The organism is Moritella sp. 36, assembly GCF_018219415.1.
In the GTDB taxonomy this organism is placed as follows: Bacteria; Pseudomonadota; Gammaproteobacteria; order Enterobacterales; family Moritellaceae; genus Moritella.
Window position 1 is genome coordinate 199820 of the sequence record NZ_CP056120.1, and the last position, 25938, is coordinate 225757.

23 protein-coding genes are annotated in these 25938 nt (G+C 39.4%); all 23 read left to right on the top strand.

The features are described from left to right. Position 1: 1 nt before the first annotated feature. The 23 genes from ssb (at position 2) to rng (ending at position 25937) form a co-directional block, all read left to right on the top strand. The gene (ssb, locus tag HWV03_RS00935) at positions 2-622 is read left to right on the top strand and encodes a single-stranded DNA-binding protein (protein WP_211678095.1); all 621 of its coding nucleotides are present in this window, start codon (positions 2-4) and stop codon (positions 620-622) included. A 405-nt stretch (positions 623-1027) separates the two neighbouring features. After that, positions 1028-2842, top strand: a complete 1815-nt coding sequence (locus HWV03_RS00940; protein WP_211678096.1) for a hypothetical protein — start codon at positions 1028-1030, stop codon at positions 2840-2842. Positions 2843-3121: 279 nt separating this feature from the next. Then, positions 3122-5035 (top strand): EAL domain-containing protein, encoded by a 1914-nt coding sequence (locus HWV03_RS00945; RefSeq protein WP_211678097.1) that lies wholly within the window; start codon positions 3122-3124, stop codon positions 5033-5035. A 151-nt stretch (positions 5036-5186) separates the two neighbouring features. Continuing rightward, positions 5187-6080, top strand: a complete 894-nt coding sequence (gene pilM, locus HWV03_RS00950; protein ID WP_211673672.1) for a type IV pilus biogenesis protein PilM — start codon at positions 5187-5189, stop codon at positions 6078-6080. Continuing rightward, a complete protein-coding gene (locus tag HWV03_RS00955) occupies positions 6080-6679 on the top strand; it encodes a PilN domain-containing protein (RefSeq protein ID WP_211678098.1) in 600 nt (199 codons plus the stop codon). Before pilM ends, HWV03_RS00955 begins: the two co-directional genes overlap by 1 nt. After that, the gene (locus tag HWV03_RS00960) at positions 6676-7479 is read left to right on the top strand and encodes a glucose-6-phosphate isomerase (protein ID WP_211678099.1); all 804 of its coding nucleotides are present in this window, start codon (positions 6676-6678) and stop codon (positions 7477-7479) included. The genes HWV03_RS00955 and HWV03_RS00960 overlap by 4 nt, the downstream gene beginning before the upstream one ends. Beyond that, a complete protein-coding gene (locus HWV03_RS00965; protein WP_211673675.1) occupies positions 7472-7816 on the top strand; it encodes an MSHA biogenesis protein MshK in 345 nt (114 codons plus the stop codon). The genes HWV03_RS00960 and HWV03_RS00965 overlap by 8 nt, the downstream gene beginning before the upstream one ends. A 15-nt stretch (positions 7817-7831) precedes the next feature. Beyond that, a complete protein-coding gene (mshL, locus tag HWV03_RS00970) occupies positions 7832-9463 on the top strand; it encodes a pilus (MSHA type) biogenesis protein MshL (RefSeq protein ID WP_211678100.1) in 1632 nt (543 codons plus the stop codon). Further along, entirely contained in the window at positions 9463-10359 is an 897-nt protein-coding gene (locus HWV03_RS00975) for an ExeA family protein (protein WP_211678101.1), read from the top strand. The genes mshL and HWV03_RS00975 overlap by 1 nt, the downstream gene beginning before the upstream one ends. Next, positions 10356-11501 carry a tetratricopeptide repeat protein gene (locus HWV03_RS00980; protein ID WP_211678102.1) on the top strand — a complete coding sequence of 382 codons (1146 nt, stop codon included), beginning with the start codon at positions 10356-10358 and terminating at the stop codon, positions 11499-11501. Before HWV03_RS00975 ends, HWV03_RS00980 begins: the two co-directional genes overlap by 4 nt. Continuing rightward, a complete protein-coding gene (locus HWV03_RS00985) occupies positions 11501-13411 on the top strand; it encodes a GspE/PulE family protein (RefSeq protein ID WP_211678103.1) in 1911 nt (636 codons plus the stop codon). Before HWV03_RS00980 ends, HWV03_RS00985 begins: the two co-directional genes overlap by 1 nt. Before the next feature lie 66 nt (positions 13412-13477). After that, entirely contained in the window at positions 13478-14692 is a 1215-nt protein-coding gene (locus tag HWV03_RS00990; RefSeq protein WP_211678104.1) for a type II secretion system F family protein, read from the top strand. A 250-nt stretch (positions 14693-14942) separates the two neighbouring features. Next, positions 14943-15404 (top strand): type II secretion system protein, encoded by a 462-nt coding sequence (locus HWV03_RS00995; RefSeq protein ID WP_211678105.1) that lies wholly within the window; start codon positions 14943-14945, stop codon positions 15402-15404. Between the two features lie 182 nt (positions 15405-15586). Continuing rightward, positions 15587-16096, top strand: coding sequence for a prepilin-type N-terminal cleavage/methylation domain-containing protein (locus HWV03_RS01000; RefSeq protein ID WP_211678106.1), 510 nt, complete (start codon positions 15587-15589; stop codon positions 16094-16096). Then, the gene (locus HWV03_RS01005; protein ID WP_211678107.1) at positions 16086-16661 is read left to right on the top strand and encodes a type IV pilus modification PilV family protein; all 576 of its coding nucleotides are present in this window, start codon (positions 16086-16088) and stop codon (positions 16659-16661) included. The genes HWV03_RS01000 and HWV03_RS01005 overlap by 11 nt, the downstream gene beginning before the upstream one ends. Beyond that, positions 16661-17482: a prepilin-type N-terminal cleavage/methylation domain-containing protein gene (locus HWV03_RS01010; RefSeq protein ID WP_211678108.1), complete on the top strand. Its 822-nt coding sequence runs from the start codon at positions 16661-16663 to the stop codon at positions 17480-17482. Before HWV03_RS01005 ends, HWV03_RS01010 begins: the two co-directional genes overlap by 1 nt. A gap of 33 nt (positions 17483-17515) precedes the next feature. Further along, a complete protein-coding gene (locus HWV03_RS01015) occupies positions 17516-17929 on the top strand; it encodes a pilus assembly PilX family protein (protein WP_255546994.1) in 414 nt (137 codons plus the stop codon). Next, positions 17926-21210: a DUF6701 domain-containing protein gene (locus tag HWV03_RS01020; RefSeq protein WP_211678109.1), complete on the top strand. Its 3285-nt coding sequence runs from the start codon at positions 17926-17928 to the stop codon at positions 21208-21210. Before HWV03_RS01015 ends, HWV03_RS01020 begins: the two co-directional genes overlap by 4 nt. A 101-nt stretch (positions 21211-21311) precedes the next feature. Further along, the gene (locus HWV03_RS01025) at positions 21312-22352 is read left to right on the top strand and encodes a rod shape-determining protein (protein WP_211673685.1); all 1041 of its coding nucleotides are present in this window, start codon (positions 21312-21314) and stop codon (positions 22350-22352) included. A gap of 60 nt (positions 22353-22412) precedes the next feature. Further along, positions 22413-23309 carry a rod shape-determining protein MreC gene (gene mreC / locus HWV03_RS01030; protein WP_211678110.1) on the top strand — a complete coding sequence of 299 codons (897 nt, stop codon included), beginning with the start codon at positions 22413-22415 and terminating at the stop codon, positions 23307-23309. Then, positions 23306-23788: a rod shape-determining protein MreD gene (mreD, locus tag HWV03_RS01035; RefSeq protein ID WP_211673687.1), complete on the top strand. Its 483-nt coding sequence runs from the start codon at positions 23306-23308 to the stop codon at positions 23786-23788. Before mreC ends, mreD begins: the two co-directional genes overlap by 4 nt. A 38-nt stretch (positions 23789-23826) precedes the next feature. Further along, positions 23827-24456, top strand: coding sequence for a Maf family protein (locus HWV03_RS01040; RefSeq protein ID WP_211678111.1), 630 nt, complete (start codon positions 23827-23829; stop codon positions 24454-24456). 5 nt (positions 24457-24461) lie between these two features. After that, positions 24462-25937: a ribonuclease G gene (gene rng / locus HWV03_RS01045; protein ID WP_211673689.1), complete on the top strand. Its 1476-nt coding sequence runs from the start codon at positions 24462-24464 to the stop codon at positions 25935-25937. The last annotated feature ends 1 nt before the right edge of the window (position 25938 follow it).

The following is a 25938-nucleotide window of genomic DNA, read 5'->3' on the forward strand; positions in this document are numbered from 1 at the left end:
CATGGCCAGTCGTGGCGTAAATAAAGTAATTATTCTTGGTAATTTAGGTAATGATCCTGAAATCCGCTCATTTCCAAATGGTGGCGCGGTTGCCAATCTAACGATTGCGACAAGTGAATCATGGCGTGATAAGCAAACTGGTGAACAGCGTGAAAAAACCGAATGGCACCGTGTTGCTGTATTCGGTAAACTTGCTGAAATTGCGGGTGAATACTTACGTAAAGGTTCTCAGGTATATATTGAAGGCGCATTACAAACACGTAAATGGCAAGATCAAAATGGCCAAGATCGTTTTACAACAGAAGTTGTAGTACAAGGTTTTAACGGTGTAATGCAAATGATTGGTTCGCGTCAAGGCGGTCAACAACAGCAGCAGGGCGGTTATAACCAACAGCCACAGCAACAGCAGAACCAAAATGCTGGTTGGGGTCAGCCACAACAGCCTGCAGCTGCACCACAACAACAAGGCGGTTATAACCAACAGCCACAGCAACAACAGGCACCGCAACAGCAAAGCTATGCTCCTAAACAGCAAGCTCCTGCTCCAGCGCCTCAACAGCAAGCGCCGCAGCAAGGTTTTAACGAACCCTCTGCAGACTTTGATGATGATATTCCGTTCTAGATCCCGTATTTATTTGAAAGTGTAATAATAAACACTTAAAATAGATGAAAGAGTCTCAAACCCAGTATAACTGCTGGGTTTTTTATTTTTATAATTAGTGCCACAGATGGGTATTAATCAGTTAAGGATATATTGAAAATATTAAGTTTTATTTCGTTAAAGTAGTAATCTCATGTAAGTGTTTGTCAAATTCAGGCGCTGTATCATTGAATTAAGGATAATTACATGGTCCAATTGCGCACAAATTCATAGATGGTTTTCATAAGTATATTTATAGTGTTTTTCCGATAAATTTCATATTGCAATTTAATCCTCACTTTCTTCATAGCTCATGGCTCATGGCTCATGGATAGGTGCTAATCACTCTACATAAAACTCGGATTAAAAATAGTTAAGGTTAAGATTATGTTATTAAAGCATACTAATATTGGCATTAAAATTAGATTATTATGGTATATCGTTTCACATAATATAATATTCAAATTTGATCGCGAGTCAGTTTGTAATAGAGTTGTGAATAATTATGTTAAGTTAGGTCGTTATGATAAAGCTATAAACTATTTTGAAGAGCTTTTAATGAAAAAGAAAAAGGAAGAGTATTACTTCCTTCTTTTAAACCTATACATTATGTCTAATGAGAATGAAAAAAGAGAATTGTTGGTTTCTAATTACAAAGAAACAATAAATTGTCGTTCTGATTTTATTTCTATGATGGATAAATTTAACGATAGTATTAATGATATAGATAAGTTCGTATATATTAATAATTATATAAAAAGCAAAGGTGCGACACCTGTTTTTATATTAACTGAGAATAGAGGTACGGCCTTAAAAAACAAATCAGCAGAAGAAAAAGATCTATTATCAAATCAAGATTTATACATTCGTAGTAGATCAGAATGGGTCAAAGAGAATAATCCTCCTAGTTATATAAAAGGGTTATATAGCGTTGAGCATAAAGATAAAATTAAAGAGTTGTATGGATTTAGTGCGCCTATTATTAAAGCAACAAAAATTCTGCATTCAGACTTTAATAATGGCATTGTTTCGGTTTCAAATGGTTTAAGAACAACAAAGTATCAGCCGAAAGAATCGAAAAAAAGAATTCTATTTTGTGGGTCATCCACAACGTTTTCTACAGGCGTAAGTGATGAGGACACGTTAGTAAGTCAAATTCAGAAAGAAGTTTCACTTTATCACGATGATATTAAGCTGGAAAATCATGGTATTTCTGGTATGAATTTACTGCTCGCTATAAATCACTTAACTCAAATAAATATCAGTAAAGGTGATGTTGTAGTACTTTTTGACTTTGATGAGTTTGGAACCTTTAAAGATGAAAGTATTAAAAAAATTGATTTAAATGATATTAAACGTGGTAAGGATTTCTTTACTGATTTAACTAAGCGTTCATGTCATTTTTCTCCCAAAGGAAACAAAAAATTAGCTAAAATTATAACAAACGAATTCATCTTACCAAGCGCTATAGAAAAAGAAGTTGGACTGGATCCTAACTTGATTTTATGTCCAAAAATTTCAAAGGTGCTCGATAATTTTAAGTACTATTTATACAAGCAAACAGCCCAAACCTGTGAGTCGGGGGAGATGAAAGAATATCTTGATATGCTTGGTAAGCATACTGTTTCAAATGAACTGAAAGTCGGAAGTGTTGCAGTAAACTGTAATCCTATTACTAATGGACATATGCATTTATTAACGTATGCATCAGAGCAGGTCGATAAACTGTTCATTTTTGTTATTGAAGAAGATCAATCATTTTTCAAATTTAAAGACAGACTACATCTGGTTACTGAAAGCACAAAACATTTAAATAATGTTACGGTGCTTCCTGGTGGGAAATTTATTTGTACAGAGCTGACTTATCCTGATTATTTTGATAAAGATGAACAAAGAGAAGTCATCGCAGACGCATCTATGGAAGCTTGGTTTTTCTGCGAGTACATCGCAAAAAAACTAAATATTAAAACGATCTTTTTAGGTAATGAACCGACGTGTAAAGTGACTAGGCAGTACAACGAAAAGATGCAAGAACTACTACCTGATTACAATATTGATGTTGATATCATTGAAAGAATTTCGGCTGATAAGCAAGTTATCAGTGCCTCAAAAGTGCGAGCGTGCTTAAAAGAACGTGACTTTGAGACAATTAAAAAAATTGTACCTGCGCCGACCTATGACTTCTTAAAGAATAATTATTAGGTATCTCTAGAAGTATAATTCATAACTTGTGATTAGCTCAGTTGAATAAAATATATAAGCCTCGAATTTTTCGGGGCTTTTTTTGTTTTTCAGGAATTGTGCTATCGAGGGTTATGTGTACGCTTTGGTATTTTTTATTGTGTTAATGCCACATCGTATTAGTTTTTTATATGTTATTAAAAGCAGAATACAGTAGAATAATTAACTATATCGGCTATATTGTCGTTACATAATTTGTGTTTCATCATGGGATTCTGATATAGGGATGTATAGGAATATATGAAATTTACCAACAAACTGATTGGTTTTATTATTGTGTGCGTACTGTCATCTATTGGTGTGGTATTGTTGGGTGGTGGCGTTAGTTTACGTGGTCTTGCGATTGAAACCCAAAAGCAAAATATCTCACGATTGATCGATGTGATGGACGAGCAACTGGCGATGGAAGACAGTGAACCTCGTTTTGCATTCTGGCTACCTGAGCTATTACGTGCGCATTCTGTATTGCAACTGACTGTCGAAAAAGATGGCATTGTCAGTTACTACTTTGATGGGCGAGCGCCAGATACTGATGGTTTTATTCCTTTTCTCAAAGAGTATCAATTCGAATTAAAAGCGAATAGTGACTTTAAAGCTAAAGTTATTATGCTTTCACCTTACTATGCGATGGAATACCCCCCTGAATTATTTACCGGAGTGAGCACGGGTTTACTCATTGTTTTATTTGGTTTAGTCATTGCCATTAGACTGCTTAAAAAAGGCATGTATGGTGCTGAATTACTTTCTACACGCAGTTATAAAATTCTCAACGGTGATCATATTAAAGTGGCCGTTGGATCCGAATCTGAATGGCCAAAAGCAACCAGCCGAGCGTTTGATAAGTTAATTGCAGACTTGGAAGATACCAAGCAAGAGCGCAGTCGTTTTGATTCTTATATGCGTACTAACGCGTTTGTTGATGCCTCAACTGGCATTGGTAACCGTGATTTCTTTTTAAATCAGTTAGAAGCCATGTTATCCGATCCCGGTGTTAACGCTGGCACGATTATAAAAATAGAACTCTATGAATTATCGCAATTAAATTATAACCATGGTGTGGCCAGTGTTGATGAAATGGTTAAATCGGTCAGTGAACTGTTAAGTCAGTTTGTGGAGCGTTTTACTGGCTCTGTACTTGCTCGTTATCGTGGCGATCAATTTATTATTTTATTGCCTCGGATCACAGGCCCTGAATCTGAAATTGTGATGAAGCAGTTGTACAAATTACTCACACGAGTCAATTTATTCACGCCTGTGGATTGTGATGAATTATTTTATACTGGTGTCGCTATTTATAATTATGCTGAACGCGCAGAAGAAGTATTAGAAAGCGTTGATCAGGCATTAAAGATTGCGGTATTACAAGGTTGCTCTGGTTGGTTCTTGTATGAACAAGAAGAGAAAACACCGGTTTATGCGAAAGGCACTGTCAGATGGCGTGGGCTCTTTGAGCGAACCTTCAAAAATAATGCATTCTATTATGAGCAACAACTCATTTTAAGCATGGAAGATAAGCAGGTATTAGGTTATGAAATTTACCCAAGGTTAAAAGACGAGAATGATGAATGGGTTCATGCGGGGGTCTTTTTACCAATGGCAGAAAAATGTGGCGTACTTAAACGCATTGATCGGCTAACCGTAGAGCGGGCGATCTCGAATCTAGAGCAAGGTGAGCCTATTTCTTGTGGGATAAACTTAGATATTCAGAGTTATTTGGATAAACGTTTTATGCGCGCCGTTTACCTCGATATTATCCGCTTACCGGTGAGATTACGCGCGATGCTGAATTTTGAAATACATGAATATCAAATTAATCGTAATTTAGAGATGTTATTAGATCCCGTTAAAAATCTAAAAGCACTGGGCTGTTGTATCGCTGTGGATATGGTTGGTCAAGATGTGGTTGATTCATCTTATATTAAGAAGTTAGATGTCGACGTTATCAAAATTCACCACAGTTTAGTTCGTGATTTACATAAACGTCAAATTAATCAACTGGCGATCCGCAGTATCCTAGGTGGTACTGTTAATTTGGCTACTATTGTTATTGCGGTTGGTGTGGAATCGAAAGGTGAGTGGGATGCATTAAATAAACTCGGCATTTATGGTGCCCAAGGTTATTTTTGTAATAAACTCAGTGTATTGAATGAGTGACGAGGGACTTCAGTGTGATTCTTTTGCTATTTAAGTGTGGTATTATAGTGCTAGTATCACACTTTGCTTACTACTTAATGGCGATTAAAGTATGATCGTCATTGTTTGATTTATAAGCCATTATTCATTTATTTAGGTGCGACAGAGTTTTATGCGTATACCCTGGTTAAAAAAACAGAATATATCAACAAAACTGGGTATTTTCATTGCTAAACAGCGTGTCGATATCTGTGCATTATCGACAGGTAATGACGCGATATCAGTACTTGATTCAAGCGCATTTAGTGATGTTTCTGAACTTGTTAAAACACTGAATAACATGATTTCGAAACACAACCTGCAGGCATCTACTTGCCATGTTGTGTTATCAAATCAACTGTATCAGTTATTACAAATTGATAAGCCAAGTGTCCCTGATGATGAAATTGCCAGTACACTGCCTTTCATTGCGAAAGAATTTATCAGTGAGTCTATTGGTACCGTGGTATTCGATTATTTTTCGGTGCCCAATCAGAATAAGATTAACCTCGTCTATTGTGCGAAAAGTCTCGTGGAATTGATTGTTACCGCAATACAGCAAGCAAAACTTGAGCTGCTTACGATTGGTATTGAGGAATTAGCGACAGCGAACCTATTTAATACCAGTGCTGATGTGAATCGAAAAAGTACACAAATGTTAATTGCTCAACAGGATTATCAAGAAGTAAATTTGACGATTATCCACGATAACCAGGTTTATTTCTCGCGCCGTTTACGTGGTTTTTCTCGATTACGCGATCTAAAAGAGGATCAGCTTGATACTTCGTTGTTAGATAACTTTAGCTTAGAGATTCAACGCTCAGCTGACTTTGCGGTAAGCCAATTGAAATTACCGGAAGTGAAAGACATTAATTTAGCATTACCGAGTACTAGTTTAGAGCCGCTAATTGCACGTTTACAGCTTAATTTTACTATCCCTGTTATTTCATTAAAGCATGCCTATATTAGTGAAAATATTGATACTGGTTTCTTACCCGCCATTGGCGGCGCTTTGGAAATATTGTGATGAAAAATCGCGTAAATTTATATACTCAGGCATTCAAGCCAAAAAAAGAATATTTAACATTAACGCAAGCGGTGGTCGCTATCATTAGCGCGCTAGTGGTGATGTTAGCACTTGCTTATATGGCTGAGAATGACAAAGCTGTATTAGAGCAGCAAGTTAAATGGGCAAAAAACCAATTGATTGAACAAGAAGCTGAAGTGGCTGATTTATCTAATCAAGTATCACTGCATGTTCAAAATCCGGCGTTAATCCAACAATTAACGCTGTTAAAAACACGTTTACAATACCGTGATAAATTATTGGAGCAGCTCTCCAATTTAGCATTAGTACAATCTAGTGGTTTTGCTATTTTAATGTCTGATTTAGCACTACAACGCGACAGAGATATTCGTTTAAATCAAATACGATTATCCGGTGATCGTATGACGCTGACGGGAATAGCAAGAACGCATGAAGCGATACCCCGTTGGATCCGTAAATTCTCACAGGGTAAATCATTACAAGGTCGAGAATTTAACTTATTAAATATTAATCGAAATAGTGATGATGTGATCGCATTCACTTTAACTAACCAACTCGTTGTGGAGGTTAGTGAATGATGCAGCAACATTGGCTGACAATGAAAGCTAAGTTTACTTTATTATCAATGCGTGAGCGTTTATTGCTGGTTGGATCGCTGTTGATCGCGATTTTTTATCTTATTTATAGTTTTTGGTTAGAACCGGTTTATTTACAAAATCAAAAATCACAGTCGAAACTGGCTTCTTTGCAGCAGCAGCAACAACAATATGAATTTGATAAAGCAGAATTATTGCAAGCATTAGCGAGTGATCCAAATAAAGTCGTTCAGTTACGTATTGCGCGTGCTGAATCTGAATTTAACAAGGCAAATGGTAAATTAACCGATTTAACGGCCGACTTAATTAATTCAAATCAAATGGCTTTGGTATTGGGTGATGTATTAAGCCGCGCCAAGCACGTAAAGTTGATATCGATTGAATCATTGCCTGTGACGACGCTAACCGGTAATAATAGCGCGCTTGAAAAGGTCGAAAAGAAGGCCAAACCTACATTTTCGAGTTCGAGTGACCAAGATCTGAATGTGGATGGCATCATTAAGAGTGATGAAGTATCTAAAAATATTGATGCGGCGTTGGCTAATTCAGAAACATCGATAACCGTCACGGATGAGTCGGAGGTATTACTTTATCGACATGGTTTACGTATAACGATGACGGGGTCATTTTTTAATATTCAAGCCTATTTAACTCAGATTGAACAGCTACCAAAGAAATTCTATTGGGAGGTCTTTGATTATCAAATGCAAGACTACCCAACCGCGCAGGTAGTGATGGAGATTTATACCTTGAGTGTTAATAAGGAATTTATTCGTGGTTAAATTATTACTGCCAATATTCATGCTATTGAGTGTTGGTATCGCGCAAGCGGAACAAGGTGTGATTAACGGTAATATACTTGATGATCCAACGGGTCCTTGGGGGGCGGTTGAGCCTGTCATTCGTCGTCAAGCTAAGGCTAAAGTACCGATTCCAACCTTACAGGCCATTTTTATGCGTGATCAGACATATATTGCGATCATGAATGACAAAGAAGTACAAGCGGGAAGTTGGGTTTCAGGCTTCAAAGTACGCCGTGTTACCACTGATTTTGTGTATTTTGTACGTAACGATAAAGAATTTAGATTGTCATTATTTGGCAGTGAAATTAAACATTAGGGCTCAAATTTAATTATGAACAAGTTGTATCTTGCTATTATTTTAGGTGTGTTTTTAACGGGTTGTCAAACAACTCGTAGTTCACTTGAGCCTGTAGTCATTAAAGAATCAATCCAAGCAGAGCTTGATCGTGCAGACGCTCAATCAGACGCTTGGACTGTGCCTGATGATGTCAATGCTGAACTGTTACCTGAATTCGACGGTAATGACAGTTTGAATACACCTGTTATCGAACCGCGTATGGACATTGCGGCTAAATCAGTGTCGGCACGTCAGTTCTTTGGGTCCCTGCTAAAGGACACTAAATATAATCTTATCGTTAGTCCAGACGTATCGGGCCGTGTCACTGTGGTACTAAATGATGTGACAATTGCTGAGACGATGGATGAGGTCTCGGATATGTATGGTTATGATATCCAACGGCAAGGAAATACCTATCGCGTAAACGGTGCTGGTATACGTACTGAAATTATTCCAATGAACTACTTATTGATGAAACGTAATGGTTCATCAAACAGTTCTATCAGTTCTGGTTATCTAACCGATGGCGGCTCGTCTGGCAGTAGCTCGTCAGACGGTAACGATGATAATTCATCAGATAATTCATCGTCGTCAACAACGAGTAAAGGTACAGATATATCGACGCAAACGGACACTGATTACTGGACTGAATTAGAAAATACATTACTGGGCCTAACGGCAAATGAACGAAATACCCAAGTTGTGATTAGTCCGCAAGCGGGCTTGGTTACCGTACATGGCTACCCGAAAGATATTCGTAAGATAAAAGATTTTTTAAATAAAGCCGAGGAACATTTACAGCGTCAAGTATTACTTGAGGTGAAGGTGATGGAAGTGACATTAAATGACGGTTATGAACAAGGCATCGATTGGAATGTAAATAATGCGGGTGTTAAAACTAAATCATCGTTTGATTTTAATGCTTCAGATATTACCGATATTGCTTCTGGTGCTGGCGTATTAACGTTGGCGGGTAATGATTTCAGTGCTGCAATTAGTTTGTTAAAGACGCAAGGTGACGTGAACGTTTTATCTAGCCCACGTGTTACAGCGCTTAATAATCAGAAAGCTGTGATTAAAGTTGGTAGTGATGAATATTTTGTGACGGGTTATAGCACAACGGCATCAACATCAGCAGACAATGATCGGATAGATAGAAATGTTGAGATAACCCCCTTTTTCTCTGGTATCGCCCTAGATGTAACGCCGCAAATTGATAGTGATGGCGGTGTGTTATTACACGTTCATCCGTCGATTATTGAAGTAAGCGATTCGATAAAAACGATCTCGCCAGGTGACGGTCAACCAATTGTACTTCCATTGGCAAAAAGTGAGGTGCGTGAAACGGATACCGTTGTAAAAGCGAAAAGTGGTGAAATTATTGTTATCGGTGGTTTGATGAAAACCGCTAATAAAGATTTAGTAGCGAAAGTACCATTTTTCGGTGATATTCCTTGGTTAGGCGAATTGTTTACTCGCCGTTCGCAATCAGTACAAAAAACAGAATTAATTATTTTAATTAAGCCTGTCGTGGTTGACCAAAATACATGGCGATTAGAGCTAGAACGCTCAGCTGAATTACTTGAACAGTGGTACCCAACAGAACAAAAAAATGAGAAAGGTTAATGTATAACGCGCATTTTGGTTTGACGGAAGTGCCTTTTGGTCTGACGCCAAATACGCAGTTTTACCACCCTTTGGTACCGCACTTTGAAGCATTACAGGTTCTGACTACCGCACTTTCAAGTGGTGAAGGTTTTATCAAAGTGACTGGTGAAGTGGGTACGGGTAAGACGCTTATCTGTCGTAAATTACTCAATGAGCTAGGCGACGACTATGTGATAGCCTATTTACCTAATCCGTACTTAACACCCAATGAAATGCGTACCGCGGTAGCGAGTGAGCTCGGTATTGATGCCAGTTTGGATCAACACAAATTAACAGAAGCGCTTAACCATCAATTAATTGCACTCTCGGCAGAAGTAAAACAAGTCGTCTTATTGATTGATGAAGCGCAAATGCTGCCTCATGAAACCTTAGAAGCGTTGCGTTTAATCAGTAACTTAGAAACTGAAAGTAAGAAGTTAATGCAAGTTGTGCTGTTTGGCCAACCTGAGTTAGATACACGATTAAAACAAGATAACTTACGTCAATTACGCCAACGTATTACCTTTTCGTACCAACTTCGCCCGTTACTTATTAATGAAACGGCGAGTTATGTTGAACATCGTCTTACTGTGTCTGGCTATCGTGGTGCGCCTTTATTCGAACCTCGCGCATTACGCATGTTACACCAAGCAAGTGGTGGTATACCAAGATTAATCAATGTGTTAGCGCATAAGTGTTTAATGTTAAGTTATGGCTTGAACGTTCGTAAGGTCAGTGCGAAATTGGTTAAACTTGCCATTAAAGACACCGAAAGTGCAATTCAGCAACGTAATTTACGTTTGCCGATCTTAGCCAGTGTTCTTGTTATTGAGATGATATTAGTTATTTGGTGGTTTGGAGAATCAATGTTGTGAGTGTTATTAATCAAATGCTACAAGGGCTAGATAAAGGTGCCCAGCAACAACAAATACAACCTGACCAACGTGGTGCTGTCGTTGTTGCAGCGCCAGCACGTAATAATAACGTTATAATTTGCTTACTTATCGCGATTGTAATGATGGGGTTACTTGCTGCTTATCTATTTGTCCAAAAACAAAATATGACAGTTTTAGTCGCTCCAGTTGCAAACGCGACTGCATTACCTGTGATATCAGAAAAAGTACATATACAAGCTGAACCAGTGAAGACCGTTGTGCGTGTAAATGCTGAGCATTACGACGTAAATAAAGAGGTGGTCGCGAGTAAGTTACTTGAAAAATCGGTCGTCGCTAGCCCAGTTGTAAAGACAGTAACAGTGAGTGCGGCGAAACCAATGGCATTGCCTGTTACATCGCTTGCTAAGCCTGTTTACATTGAGCCTAAAGCGCCAACCCCCGTAAAGGCAAAGCCTTTAATTTCTGAAATGAAAAGTGTTGTGACCTCATCTAACGATAAGGCTGAGCAAGAGAGTACAATTTCAATTAAAGCGATTACTCGCACACCAGTGCAGCAAGCACAGCTATACGCAAAACAAGCTGAAGCGGCATTACTTGCTGGTGATAAAGCACGGGCCAAGCAGCTATTTAGCAAAGTGTTGATGTTAGATAAGCAGCATGATTTGTCTCGAGAAAAATTAGCCGCGATCTTATACGGTGAGGAACGTACGCAATTGGCTGTCACTTTGTTACAAGAAGGTTTAAGTGTATCACCTGAATACACGAACTTTCGCTTAATGTTAGCGCGTATTTATTTAAAGAATAAAAATAAACAACAAGCTTATTATTATCTTAAGCCTCACATGCCCGAGGTTGACGGTAATGTCGATTATTACGCCATGCTTGCCGGTTTAGCACAAAGTCTAGATGATTTAGATACAGCATTAATTGCGTATAAAAAATTGACCGACTATGAACCGAACCGAGCTAAATGGTGGTTAGGACTCGGTATTTCTGCCGACAAAGCGCAGCAACTCCGATTAGCATTAACGGCTTATCACACCGCACAAAACATGGGGCAGCTATCTGCTTCTTCACGTAATTATATTAATGCGCGTATTGCCCAGTTGGAGAAACAGTAATGACACAATTGAAATTAAAACAACGATTGGGTGATTTACTTGTTGGTGAGAAGATTATCAGCGAGGCGCAACTTGGTTTAGCACTCAAAGAGCAACGTAGTAGTGGCGGAAAATTAGGTTCGACACTGATCACCTTAGGTTTTATTACTGAAGAGCAACTGCTTAGCTTTTTATCCCAACAGTTAAATATTCCGTTTTTAGATATTTCGGCATTAAATATTCCACAGCAGACGGTATTGAAATTACCGGAAGTACATGCGCGTCGTCATCGTGCTTTAGTCGTTAAATCTGAAGATAATAATTTAACGGTCGCATTGAGTGATCCCGCTGACCTTTATGCCGTTGAAGCGATATCAAATCTACTTTCTCTTTACCAGTTAGACTTTGCCATCGTCAGAGAAAGCCAATTATTACCCGCTTATGACCGTTTATATCGCCGAACCAAAGATATTGAAGCGTTTGCTGGTCAACTTGAAGATGAACATAGACCAACGCAAGAGTTCGATATATTTCGTGATGTAGATGATGCATCTAACGAAGCTACTGTGGTTAAGTTTCTTAATTCAGTATTTGAAGATGCGGTGCAAATTGGGGCATCAGATATCCACATTGAACCGGATGAAAAAGCGTTACGTATTCGTTTACGTGTTGATGGTGTGCTACAAGAGAATATCCTTAATGAAGTCGCGATCGTACCGGCATTGGTATTACGCCTCAAATTAATGGCGAGTTTGGATATTTCTGAAAAACGTTTACCGCAAGATGGACGTTTTAATTTAAACGTTCGTAATCAATCGATTGATGTGCGGATGTCAACCATGCCAGTGCAGTATGGTGAATCAGTAGTCATGCGTTTACTTAATCAAGACGCAGGGGTTTTCCAGTTAGAAAATACCGGGATGCCAACAGAGTTAATTAAACGTTTACGTAGTTTGATTCGTCGACCTCATGGCATGGTATTGGTGACAGGACCTACGGGTAGCGGTAAAACAACCACGTTATATGCAGCTTTAAGTGAATTGAACGAACCTGGTAAAAAGATTATTACGGTGGAAGATCCTGTTGAATACCGCTTACCACGGATCAGCCAAGTACAGGTTAATCCTAAGATTGGTTTGGATTTTGCCCATATTCTGCGTACTTGCTTACGTCAAGATCCTGATATTTTATTAGTAGGTGAAATGCGTGACAAAGAGACGGCTGAAATTGGTTTACGTGGTGCATTAACGGGTCATATGGTGTTATCAACATTACATACTAATGATGCGATTACCTGTGCATTACGGTTAATGGATATGGGCGCGCCAGGCTATTTAATTGGCGCTGCATTACGCGCAGTGGTTGCACAAAGGCTAGTACGTAAATTATGTGGCCAATGTAAAAGCACGCATGAACTGGCCAGTAGTGAGCAATATTGTTTAGAAAAAATCGCCAAAGAACCACTGGGTAACGCCCATTTTTATCGCAGTGTGGGCTGTCAAAGCTGTAACTATACGGGTTATCGTGGCCGGATCGGTGTATTTGAATTATTAGAACTCAATGATGCAATGTGCGATGCACTGCGACGTGACGCACCTGATGAGTTTGCTATCGAAGCACGCAAAACCAAATATTATCGACCATTAGTACTGTCGGCGCTGGATTTTGCGAAACAAGGTTTAACCTCTATCGAGGAAGTATTAAAACTGGCAGATGAACTTACGCTCGATGACAGAAGCAGCGACGATAACGCCAGTCAGGATGAATATAATACTGAACATATGATTACCAGTGAGGTATTAACGTCTGAGACCTTAGGTGCCAATATTGCAGGAAATATTAGAGAGTTAGATAAAGTTGATCGCGGTGATATTGAAAAGATTTTACGCTTGGCCGAAGTGGTTAGGGCATTGGACAGTAGTGGACAGTGAATAGAGCCGTAGTGGACAGTGAATAGGACCGTAGTGGTCAGTAAATAGGACTATTAAGGTTAGCGAATGCCAAATTTTAGTTATAAAGGCCGGGATATCCAAGGCAATGCCGTTTCGGGAGATCAAGAAGCGCAAAATCAAGATGTGCTTGTTGAATCATTAATGCGTAAAGGGATCACGCCTACGTCAATTAATGTATCGACAGGCAGCCGAGATATTGATTTTAGCCAACTATTTACACGGAAAGTCCCGCTGGAAGAGCTGGTTATTTTCGCGCGTCAGATGTATTCCTTAACCCGCGCTGGTATTCCTATGATCCGTGCGATTAAAGGGTTATCTGAATCGAGTTCTCACGTTAAATTGAAAGACGTACTTAATGATGTCGTGACGCGTTTAAATAACGGGACAACATTGTCGGCTGCGATGAATGCGCATCCACACGTATTTGCGTCTATTTTTGTGTCGATTGTCCGTGTGGGTGAAAATACCGGTCGCTTGGATGATTCATTTTTACAAATTTCTAATTATCTTGAATTAGAAATGGATACACGACGTCGTATTAGTAGTGCGATCCGTTATCCGATGTTTGTATTAATTTCGATTGTATCAGCGCTAGTGGTCTTAAATATTTTTGTGATCCCCACGTTTGCCAATATGTTTAGTAAATTTGGCGTCGAATTACCGTGGGCGACACGTGCCTTACTGGCATCCTCTGCTTTCTTTGTGAATTATTGGTACTTATTAATCGTGGGTGTGATCGGCAGTATTTTTGCCTTCAAATATTATATTAAAACCGACAAAGGTAAATTGAAGTGGGGCTTGTTCTATATTCGCATCCCGATTGTGGGGCCTGTTATCGAAAAAACCCTGCTATCGCGTTTTGCGCGCAGTTTTTCGTTAATGCTTAAAGGTGGTGTGCCACTGAACAATAGTCTTTCACTGGTGGCATCAACGGTTGATAACGCATGGATGGAAGTACGTATCTTGTCTATGCGCTCAGGTATTGAAGAAGGTAAGAGTTTAACGATCACGGCGATTGAAAGCGGCATGTTTACCCCGTTGATCTTACAAATGATCTCGGTTGGTGATGAAACAGGCCAAGTGGATGACTTGCTATTAGAAGCCGCGCAGTTTTACGAACGTGAAGTGGATTATGAACTGCAATCGCTAACCGCTAAGATTGAACCAATATTAATTGGTATTGTTGCCATCATGGTATTGATTTTAGCACTGGGTATTTTTGTTCCTATGTGGGACATGATGGGCGTTGTACAAGGTTAACTTGCAGGCTCTTATTCTCAGTGGTGTTTCTATGGGCATATTTTATGCCCTATGGTGATATTCAATATTATCATGCTTAGTCGAACTATTATGATTTCGCCACATTAACTTAAATAAAACTAGTGAAAATATTATTTTTTTGGCATAGTATCAAAAAATATACAGGTACGTACATTATTGTAAATTATGTGGACGTATTGTCATGTTTATGTCTATGTAATTTATCAACAAAGTGAACAGGAGTTCAAATATGAAAAAACAAAATGGTTTTACATTAATCGAATTAGTAATCGTAATTATTGTACTAGGTATCTTAGCGGCGACTGCAGTGCCTAAATTTATCAACCTGCAAGATGATGCAAAAGTATCTGCAATGAAAGGCGTAGAGTCTGCACTACACAGCGCTGCTAACATCGTTTATTCTAAAGCGGCGATTGATGGTGTTGAAGGTGAAGACACAGGGAGCATTAATGATGCAGGTACGACTATTCAAACCGTTTATGGTTACCCAAAAGGTACTGCTCAAGGTATTGGTGCATCTGTTGAATTAAGTGGTTTTGGTTCTAAATATACGACTGGAACACCAAATACTGTTGTATTTTGGAATGGTACTGCCTCTACAGGTACTGCTACATGTATCAAATATACAGAAGCTACTGATACAGCTCGTTATTCAATTTTAAGTAATACATGTACTACTCTTAATATATAATAAATATTATTTAATATATAAAAAGGCTTACTTCAGTAAGCCTTTTTTATTTCCAACAACCTCTTGATTAATACCTGTTATTAATGCAAACCTCTTGATTTTATAATACTATCAATACTCAGTATGGGAAGGGATCTAATACTTAGCATCCACAGTCATTAAGCCATGAGGTGCTATAGCATATGTATAAGAAGTCGGGCTTTACCCTCATTGAACTCGTTATTATTATTTTGCTAACAGGTATTTTAGCGGTAACCGCGATCCCTAAATTTAACGGTAACGATGGTTTTGAAACACAAACGTATCGTGACCAGTTACAGCAATTACTCAAAACCGTGCAACAACAAGCGATGAGCTGTGGTAGTGACTGTCGAACTTCCCGTGCAACCAATCCTTATGCCTGTAACCGTGTTGTTATTACCGCTAGCCGTTTTGGTATTCCAACGAATTGTGGTTCTGCATTACCAACCTCATTTACAGCGCCACATTTGGGCATGAGTACGGCTGAGGCGAATAGTACTAAAGTCGGTTTCAGCGTTACTAATACCGCAGATACTGGCATTATTGAGTTTGATGAATTCGGTATTGCCAATGGTTGTAGTACCCGTAATCGCGGTTGTAGTATCTCGATTATTGGCGAGCAAACGTTATCACTGCGTATCGAAGCACAAGGTTTTATTCATGAAAACTAATTCAACGGCAAGACCAGCTAAGACGCGGCATCAACGTGGTTTCACCTTGATTGAAATTGTGGCCGGTATGGTGGTGTTAGCCATCTCGTTAGTGATTGTCACGGGTATCTTCTTGCCGCAAGCCAACAATACCGTCACGCCTATGTATCAAATTAAAGCAACGGCGTTAGGCAAGCGCATCATGGATCAAGTATTGATCCGTTATTATGATGAAAGGAGTACGAGCTCTGGTCGCTATATTCGTTGTGGTGAGGAAGTGTCTTGTAGTTCTGACTTAGGCACTGAAGGCAGTGAAGTTCGCTCGACACCTGACAATTTTAATGACGTTGATGATTATGATATCTATTGTGGCGATCGTCCTAATTATGATCCAAGTGCAGCATTAGCTTATTTTACGAATGAGTACCCTGGTTACGGTTTGCAAATTTGCGTGTCGTTTGCGGCAGATAAATTTGATTCTAACTCTATTTCGGGTGCGATTAACGTAGCGAAAAGAATCCGAGTGACCATATTTATGCCTAATGATGAGGCAATCGAGTTAACGTCATTTAAGGGGAATTACTGATGATTAGGCTTAAATCGCCACAAGGCAGTCATGCAGGATTCACCTTAATAGAATTAACCATGGTGATCCTTTTATTAGGTATTATCGGTATGTTCAGTAGCCGCTTTATCAGTTCTAATGTCGTATTATATCAAACATCGATTAATCAGAATGAACGTTTAAACGATGCGCGATTTATCTTCAACCGATTGGATAAAGAGCTTAACTCTGCTGTTGCGTTTAGTTTAAGAATTAATACTACAGGTAATTATTCCTGCATCGACTTTGTGCCTTTTACCGCCGCAGGGCTGTATATTGGTAACGTTAGCGGACTGTCTAAGATGTCATTAATCATGGATCGTCGAACTAGGGAAAATACAGGCAGCTATGCAAATGATTTTAGCGGTCAATATGTCAGTGTATTGACCACCAATGCTGATGATTTTTATTCATTGCCCTCGAGTACGGTTGCGGAAATAACAAATTATGTCCCTGTGCCTGGTGCTAACCCAACCCAAGCTGATTTAACGTTTGGCAGTAACTTAAGCAGAGATTCATTAGTCTCACGGTATTTCATTGCCGAGAACAAAGTGCAATATTGCTTACTCGCCATTGGTGATTCAATGCGTTTGTTCCGAAATCAAGCGCCATTATCAGCACAAAATTATACCTTAGACAATCGAGTCTTGATGGCTGATGAGCTGAGTGTTGATAGTGCGATGAACTTGACATCGGCCAGTCAATTTAGTCATGCAATTTTAAATCTTAATTTTGGTTTTAAATTGCGCGACGACAGTGTACTTCGATTCGATCATCAATTGGTGATAAGCAATGTTCCATAATGATATACCCTACAAAACAGTGACGTTAACACTATGCAGATAAGTATCAAGCAACAACAAGGTAGTATGCTCGTTATTGCCTTATTTATTATTGTGGTTATGTCTTTATTAGCTGCAACCTTAAGTCGAGTCCTGAGCTCAACCGCTGATAGTGTGGCGAATGAAGTGTATAGCGCTAAAGCGTATTATGGGGCTGAAAGTGGAATGGATTATGGCATCTATCAGGTCTTGGAACGTAAACAAGCGTGTGCCAATTTTCCTAATGCCCCCACTGATTTACAGTTTGATATCAGTAATGAAGTCGGATTGGAAAACTGCAGTGTTACGATTACTTGCCAAAGTATTCCAGTTAATAACAGCAGTTTGTTTTATCTCACTTCCACTGGCAATTGTGATGGTGGAAAAATTATTGCTGAGCATAAAATTGAAGCGGAAGTAAAGATATGATGAAGACTTTATCAGTGTGGTTAACGAGTGCTGTCAATATTCTACTGTTTACTTGTTGTTTAGCAGTCTCAGTTCAGGCTGATGTTAATTTACAGGGTTATATTCATGTTGGTGATAACTGGCTGCTGTCGAGCGATCCGATAGAGCCGAAGTATTTGGTACGAGACAGTAATGGTTTTAAACCTGTAAAAGCTATTAACTTTAGTTTATCTGAACAGATAGATTTGACCCGCATCATTATCAATGATAATCCAAATTCAGACAGTGGTATAAATCACCGTTTATATTTTATGCTCTGGGATAGTAATGAAAATTTACGCGTTGAAGAATGGTCAAACGCGACAGATTACGATCGTACAGATGTATTATCGATTACATTACCTGCCGGTGATTATAAAATTGCAATTGTTGGACAATGTAAAATACTCGCCGATAGTAAGGGGTGGCGTTTACCTTGTGGCCTTCTTCAAGATTATGATGACTTTTCTTATGACAATATAACGCTCGTTAGTGCGGAAGAAAATGATCATGTTTCTTTTATTCAGAGGCGTCATATCGGTAATAATACTGAATTTTTACCTTTTAGTTCCGGTTATGCGGGCAAATTTTATCCTGATGCGCCTGACGGCAAAGTGGTGAACGAATCTTTTGATGTTTTAACGCCAACTGAGATAAAAACCATTGTAATTAATAACTATCGAGATCTAGAGAGTGGTAATAATGGGAAAACGATCAGATTAACATTAAGGCAAAATAGTTGGCCTAATAATGAATTCACTACATGGATGAATGCCAATAATAATAGCACTCAAACCCCTATAAACGGCATTGACGTTTTTACATGGAAAATTGATAAAATTTTATCTGCTGGTCAGTATACATTAAAGATTGAAAGTGTTGATACTGGATGGATACTGTCAGATTACGATGATATCTCATGGGATGATATTGTGATCAAGCTTGCTCCATATTCCCCCCCACCTGACCCGATTAAACATTATCGGTTAACTTTCAGTGATCGCGCATTAACTTGTGAACCTGCAATTGTCAGCGTTCAAGCCTGTACCAATAATTTCCAATCAGGTATTGCCTGTGTTGAATCGACGCGTTCGACCAGTCTTACCTTAGTCGCAGATGCGAAAAGCAGTACTGACAGAATCTCTAAGCCAAGTGGTACTTTTACGGGTACAACCAATATTAATTTAGGTTACTTAAAAGAAGATGATTTAACCCTATCGTTAACAGGTACTAATAAGAAATATAAGTGTAATGGTACGAGTAACTGCGATATTAATTTTGCTGATACCGGTTTTTTCTTTAGCTATGATAATGCTGATGGCAGTGACGATATTGCCAATCAAGTTGCGGGTGTTAACTTTTCAAACCCCATTAAACTGGATGCTTTTTATAATAAAAATGGCCAATGTAAGAACATTTTTAAAAATAATGAAACAATCCCGGTTAAGCTGGGCGTTCAATGCCAAGAGCCAAATACTTGCTCACCTTTAAATTTCGTCACTAATTCGGTGAATCTTGGTAAAAATAATGGAAATGAAGAAAACCATTACAGTGCGGTTGATTTAGCATTTAGTAGCAATATCACTCGGATCAATACAGCACAGTATCAAGATGCCGGTAAAATAAATTTAATAGCCAGCTATACGATCAATGATAATCGTAATGATTTGGATGGTTTAACAATCAAAGGGCAAAGCAATCAGTTTGCAGTGAGACCCTATAAATTTAAAATTAAAGCCACGCGTCATAATGGTGATATAAGAACAGAACTGACGGAGCAGGATAACAATGTATTAAAGCATGTACATAAAGCAGGTGAAATTTTTACATTTAAGATCCAATCGCTGAATGCAGACGGTAACATTACGTCTAATTATGTCCCTAATTCAAATGATAACTTACGTATAAAGTTAACCCGTTCTATGCCTAAAGCAGACTTGTTTGAAGGAAAATTTAGTTATGCAAAAAATAAGACGCTATTAACTTCGACCTCGGCAACGTGGGTTGGAATGCCTGGCTTACCAATCTTTGATAAAGGGGTCTATCGCTTTGCTGACTCGACTTATAGTGAAGTCGGTGCAATTCAGATAAATGTGAAAGACACTGATTACTATGGCATGAGATTTTCTGTTGATGATAATCTTTCGGTAAATTCTAATGGTACTGAGATAGGCCGTTTTATTCCATCGCATTTCGAATTAGTGTCATCGGCAGTGTATAATTATATTGGCTCTCACCGCTATAGCCCAACAGATTATGATTATGTATTCCCTCAAAATTTAACGAGTTATGCTGCAGGAACGACAGTTTTTCAGCCTAAAGACAGCAAGGTTTATGAGTGTCGAAAACCACCAAACAGTGGTTTTTGTGTCCAGTGGAGTAAAGGTTCAAACCAATATGAACCTGGTATTGGTACTAATTGGAACATGGCATGGACTTTACGCATATCGCCAGATAGGGGGGCCGTATTTACTTACATGGATCAACCTGAACTCTTATTTGACTATCTTCTTGAAGCGCAAAATAGCGCAGGTCTCGTGACAAAGAACTACAATGGCGATGATAAAGCGACGGTTAGTTTTATTGCAAACTCGGATGGCTTAGATTTATCTCATCGTCTAAAGGATTATGGCGGGGCTTGGGTCAATGGTGCTTATATACCTGGTGATATGCCGGATTATGGTTATTTTTCTCGAGATTCAGCTGGACCTGATGGACCTATGATGAATACTCTTTTTGGTATCAGCATTACTGATAAAGATGGTGTTGTTCTTAATGATTTAGATATTCCAGCGGCGCAAGCAACGGCACGCCAGTTATCTTCACAAGCGACTGAACTACGCTATGGCCGTTGGACGGTTGCTGATGGATACGGACCAATGTCGAATGATTTTGCCACAACCATGCAACTTGAATATTTTGATGGCGCAAACTTCATTAAGAATAATGATGATTCTATAACGGACTTCGATTTCGTAGATGCGACGCTAACGAATATTTCTTTAGGCGGAGTGCCACCTGCAGCTGAACATTTACCAGCGCTTTCAGGAAAAGGAAATTTTATCAACGGTATCACGCAAGGGCTAATCATTGCAGCGCCGAATCTAAATGGTGAGGTTAAACTTGATTATACCGTTGATGATTGGTTTAAATATAACTGGGAAGATGGTCATGTTGGTTTTGATCAATCACCCTCTGCGAACATCGTATTTGGCTTTTTCTATGGTAATGATCGAGTTATTTACCGAAGAAGGTTAAATTAATAGTTTGTCGGTCATAAAGTCTGATAAACTTGCCTCATTCATTGCGCATTGGTAAAGTTAACCGATCCTGCAACATTTTACTTTTAGGAATGCCCATAGCCATGTTTAAGAAGTTAAGAGGCGTATTCTCTAGCGATTTATCAATCGACTTGGGAACAGCAAACACCCTTATTTATGTTAAAGGTCAAGGTATTGTCCTTGACGAGCCTTCAGTTGTTGCGATCCGCCAAGAGCGCGGTGCAAATAAGAGTGTTGCCGCAGTTGGTACAGCTGCAAAGCAGATGCTAGGTCGTACACCTGGTAATATTGCCGCTATTCGTCCAATGAAAGACGGAGTAATAGCAGACTTTTTCGTGACAGAAAAAATGCTACAACACTTTATTAAACAAGTGCATGATAATAACTTTTTCCGTCCTAGCCCGCGTGTTCTTGTGTGTGTACCTTGTGGTTCAACGCAAGTAGAACGTCGTGCTATCCGTGAATCTGCACAAGGTGCCGGTGCACGTGAAGTATTTTTAATCGACGAGCCAATGGCGGCGGCGATTGGTGCTGGTTTACCTGTTTCTGAAGCAACTGGTTCTATGGTTGTTGATATAGGTGGCGGTACTACCGAAGTAGCAATCATTTCACTAAATGGTGTTGTTTATTCTTCATCAGTACGTATTGGTGGTGACAAACTGGATGAAGCAATCATCAGTTATGTGCGTCGCAACTATGGTAGCTTAATTGGTGAAGCTACTGCTGAACGTATTAAGAAAGAAATTGGTTCTGCATACCCACTCGACGAAGTTGTTGAAATTGAAGTGCGTGGTCGTAACCTTGCAGAAGGTGTACCACGTAGTTTCATCCTAAACAGCACTGAAATTCTAGAAGCATTACAAGAACCATTATCGGGTGTTGTGAGTGCTGTAATGACAGCGTTAGAACAGTCTCCACCAGAGTTAGCGTCGGATATTGCCGAACGTGGCATGGTGCTAACGGGTGGCGGCGCGTTAATCCGTGGCCTTGACCGTTTATTACTTGAAGAAACTGGTATTCCTGTTGTTATCGCTGAAGATCCACTAACCTGTGTGGCTCGTGGCGGCGGTACAGCATTAGAAATGATTGATATGCACGGTGGTGATCTTTTCAATTACGATTAAGCTCCTGATTCAATAATCCTATAGGGTGGCGGGCGCGCCATCCTTTGAGAACTCCACTTAATGAAACCTATTTTTGCTACCTCAACATCATTACAACTGCGTTTATTCTTTGCGGTTATCGCTTCTTTCTCATTAATTATTTTTGATTCTAAATTTGATTCATTTTCAAATGTTCGTGTCTATTTAAATACCGCGGTATCACCACTCATCTATGCGGCCGATATACCCAGTGAAATGCTGAAAGGTGTATCCAATACCGTTGTTACTCGCCGAGATTTAAAGAAACAAGTTCAAGAGCAGCGAGAAAAACTATTTATTCAACAAGTTCAGTTGCTTGAATTTAAACATTTGAAAGAAGAAAATAAACGCCTGCGTGCTTTACTTAACTCCCCTGTTCATGCCGATCAGCGTAAATTAGTGGCTGAAATTATCACCGTTAATTCCGATCCTTTTTCCTTGCAAGTGGTGATTAACAAGGGAGCGATAGACGGTATTTATATTGGTCAACCGGTATTAAATGAACAAGGTGTTGTTGGCCAAATTGTCGATGTATCTGCGACATACAGCCGTGTATTGTTGATTACTGATATTACTCATGGCATTCCGGTTCGAGTACAGCGTAATGACATTCGTGCGATTGCCAATGGCAGTGGTGAATTAAACAGTCTTACGTTACCTTATGTTCCGCATAGTACCGATATTCAAGTTGGTGATGTGCTAGTCACCTCTGGCCTTGGTGGCGTATTCCCTGAAGGTTATCCCGTTGCTACAATTACCGATTTTACTTATCAAATGGGCCAACCTTATGCGCAAGTTGAAGCAAAACCGATTGTGGCATTAGAGCGGATCCGCTATGTATTACTTATTTGGGATGATGAAGAAAATACAGCTGACAATAGCACTGAAAATAATAATGTTGAATCGCCGACAAACGCTGATAAGGAAGGGACATTATGACATATGCTAACGGTCGTTTTAAAATAATTTTGACCTTAATCATCGCGTTATTACTCACGGTATTACCTGTACCTGAGCCTTTAAATAACTTCCGTCCTGATTGGCTGTTTTTGGTATTGGGTTATTGGTGTATGGCTCTGCCGTATCGCGTCAATATTGGTTATGCTTGGATCACGGGATTAGTGCTCGATCTGTTATTAGGTGCGCCGCTCGGCATTCATTCTTTAGCGCTGTCGATTGTCATCTATATTATTGTGATGAATCATCGTTTGATCCGTAATTTATCATTGTGGCAACAAGCATTAGTTGTAGGCTTTTTAGCAGGCTTAAATAAGCTGGTGGTATTTTGGGCTGAAAAATTACTTTTTGATATAACAATAACACCGATGTACTTATGGTCAATCCTAACCACAATGTTAATATGGCCATGGATATTCTTGATTTTACGTAAAATTCGCCGTCAGTTTGCTATTAGTTAGTGGGCATAAGATAGCTTAATCGTGCAGAAGATAATAAGATGAAAAAGATAAACATGTACTTAGCATCACAGTCGCCGCGTCGCCGCGAATTACTGACGCAAATTGGTGTCGAATTTTCGGTGTTAGCCGTTGAGGTTGAAGAGCAGCAACAATCGGGCGAACTTGCTGCTGATTATGTTGCTCGATTAGCACGCGATAAAGCGCAAGCTGGTACTGTGGTCCTAGAAAATGCTAACGCCGCGCAGGCAAACACTAACGCAGCAGCTGAATATGTAGTGTTAGGTGCCGATACCATCGTGGTATATGCTGGACAAGTGTTAGAAAAACCGGTTGATGAAGCAGATTCGAAACGTATGTTGAGTTTATTATCAGGTCATGAACATGAAGTGATGACCGCCGTTGCACTTGCCGATACCAACCGTTGCTGGGTTGAAGTTGTGACTACCCAGGTACAGTTTCGAGAAATATCAGCCACTGAAATGCATGATTACTGGTGCACCGGTGAACCCAGCGATAAAGCGGGGAGTTATGCGATCCAAGGTATTGCAGGTAAATTTGTTAGCCATATGAGCGGCAGCTATAGCGCTGTTGTCGGCTTACCATTAATGCAAACAGAGCAGTTAATTCAAGCCTTTAAGGCAGAGCAGAATAAAGTAATGAAGGGCTAAATAATATGGGTCTAACGACAGAGTTATTAGTAAATGTTACCCCGAGCGAAACGCGTGTTGCCTTGATTGAAAATGGCATATTACAAGAAATACATGTAGAACGTGAAGCTAAACGTGGCATCGTGGGTAATATCTATAAAGGTAAAGTGAGTCGGGTATTACCGGGCATGCAAGCAGCATTTGTTGATATTGGTCTTGATAAAGCTGCATTTTTACATGCGTCAGATATTGTCCCGCATACAGAGTGTGTTGCTGCGGGTGAAAAAAAGCATTTTAAAGTCGCAGATATTTCTCAGCTTGTGCGTCAAGGCCAGGATATCACAGTACAAGTGGTGAAAGATCCGATGGGTACTAAAGGTGCACGTCTCACCACCGATATTACGTTACCCTCTCGCTATTTAGTTTTTATGCCGGGCAGTTCTCATGTGGGGGTATCACAACGTATTGATTGTGAAGAAGAGCGCGGTCGTTTAAAACGTGTTACTGAAGCCCAGGTTGATGAATTGGGTGGTTATATCATTCGTACGGCAGCAGATGGCGTACGTGATAAAGAAATCGAACAAGACATTGCTTACTTAAAACGTTTATGGACCAAAGTGCTACAGCGTCAGAGAAGTAATCCAACTGCGAGTATGTTATATCAAGATCCGTCATTAGCATTTCGTATTATTCGTGATTTTGTTGGTTCGCCATTGGATAAGATTCGTGTCGATTCTCGTCTTGCTTATACTGAGTTATGTGAATTCACGGAATCCTATGTGCCTGAGTTAGTCAGCGCGTTAGAGCTCTATACGGGTGAGCGTCCTATTTTTGAAATGTATGATGTTGAAAATGAATCGCAACGTGCTTTAGAGCGAAAAGTAACGTTAAAGTCAGGTGGTTATTTAATTATTGATCAGACGGAAGCGATGACGACGATTGATATTAATACCGGTGCTTTTGTCGGTCATCGTAATCTTGAAGATACTATTTTTAATACCAATGTGGAATCAACCCAAGCGATTGCCCGACAACTGAGATTACGTAATCTGGGTGGCATTATCATTATCGATTTTATTGATATGCAAAGTTCTGAGCATCGCCGTCGGGTGATGGAATGTTTAGAGGCCGCATTAAGTCATGATCGTGCCAAAACTAATACTCATGATTTCTCGGCGTTAGGGTTAGTCGAAATGACCCGTAAACGTACCCGCGAATCATTAGAACACGTGTTATGTTCGGATTGTCCAACGTGTGATGGCCGTGGTTCGGTGAAAACAGTTGAAACGGTATGTTATGAGATCTTCCGTGAAGTAACCCGTGTTAATCGTGCTTATGATGCGGATCAGTTTAGCGTTTATGCCTCTGTCGCTGTTGCTGAGTACATTGAAAAAGAAGAGTCACACAGTATTGCTGAATTGGAATTGTTTATGGGTAAACAGGTCAAGATCAAACCTGAACCACTATATTTGCAAGAACAATTTGATGTGGTAATGATGTAGC

Bases quoted from the DNA above. Each gene is read 5' to 3' on its own strand.
- ssb (WP_211678095.1), top strand. From the start codon at position 2: ATGGCCAGTCGTGGCGTAAATAAAGTAATTATTCTTGGTAATTTAGGT.
- HWV03_RS00940 (WP_211678096.1), top strand. From the start codon at position 1,028: ATGTTATTAAAGCATACTAATATTGGCATTAAAATTAGATTATTATGG.
- HWV03_RS00945 (WP_211678097.1), top strand. From the start codon at position 3,122: ATGAAATTTACCAACAAACTGATTGGTTTTATTATTGTGTGCGTACTG.
- pilM (WP_211673672.1), top strand. From the start codon at position 5,187: ATGCGTATACCCTGGTTAAAAAAACAGAATATATCAACAAAACTGGGT.
- HWV03_RS00955 (WP_211678098.1), top strand. From the start codon at position 6,080: ATGAAAAATCGCGTAAATTTATATACTCAGGCATTCAAGCCAAAAAAA.
- HWV03_RS00960 (WP_211678099.1), top strand. From the start codon at position 6,676: ATGATGCAGCAACATTGGCTGACAATGAAAGCTAAGTTTACTTTATTA.
- mshL (WP_211678100.1), top strand. From the start codon at position 7,832: ATGAACAAGTTGTATCTTGCTATTATTTTAGGTGTGTTTTTAACGGGT.
- HWV03_RS00975 (WP_211678101.1), top strand. From the start codon at position 9,463: ATGTATAACGCGCATTTTGGTTTGACGGAAGTGCCTTTTGGTCTGACG.
- HWV03_RS00985 (WP_211678103.1), top strand. From the start codon at position 11,501: ATGACACAATTGAAATTAAAACAACGATTGGGTGATTTACTTGTTGGT.
- HWV03_RS00990 (WP_211678104.1), top strand. From the start codon at position 13,478: ATGCCAAATTTTAGTTATAAAGGCCGGGATATCCAAGGCAATGCCGTT.
- HWV03_RS00995 (WP_211678105.1), top strand. From the start codon at position 14,943: ATGAAAAAACAAAATGGTTTTACATTAATCGAATTAGTAATCGTAATT.
- HWV03_RS01000 (WP_211678106.1), top strand. From the start codon at position 15,587: ATGTATAAGAAGTCGGGCTTTACCCTCATTGAACTCGTTATTATTATT.
- HWV03_RS01005 (WP_211678107.1), top strand. From the start codon at position 16,086: ATGAAAACTAATTCAACGGCAAGACCAGCTAAGACGCGGCATCAACGT.
- HWV03_RS01010 (WP_211678108.1), top strand. From the start codon at position 16,661: ATGATTAGGCTTAAATCGCCACAAGGCAGTCATGCAGGATTCACCTTA.
- HWV03_RS01015 (WP_255546994.1), top strand. From the start codon at position 17,516: ATGCAGATAAGTATCAAGCAACAACAAGGTAGTATGCTCGTTATTGCC.
- HWV03_RS01020 (WP_211678109.1), top strand. From the start codon at position 17,926: ATGATGAAGACTTTATCAGTGTGGTTAACGAGTGCTGTCAATATTCTA.
- HWV03_RS01025 (WP_211673685.1), top strand. From the start codon at position 21,312: ATGTTTAAGAAGTTAAGAGGCGTATTCTCTAGCGATTTATCAATCGAC.
- mreC (WP_211678110.1), top strand. From the start codon at position 22,413: ATGAAACCTATTTTTGCTACCTCAACATCATTACAACTGCGTTTATTC.
- mreD (WP_211673687.1), top strand. From the start codon at position 23,306: ATGACATATGCTAACGGTCGTTTTAAAATAATTTTGACCTTAATCATC.
- HWV03_RS01040 (WP_211678111.1), top strand. From the start codon at position 23,827: ATGAAAAAGATAAACATGTACTTAGCATCACAGTCGCCGCGTCGCCGC.
- rng (WP_211673689.1), top strand. From the start codon at position 24,462: ATGGGTCTAACGACAGAGTTATTAGTAAATGTTACCCCGAGCGAAACG.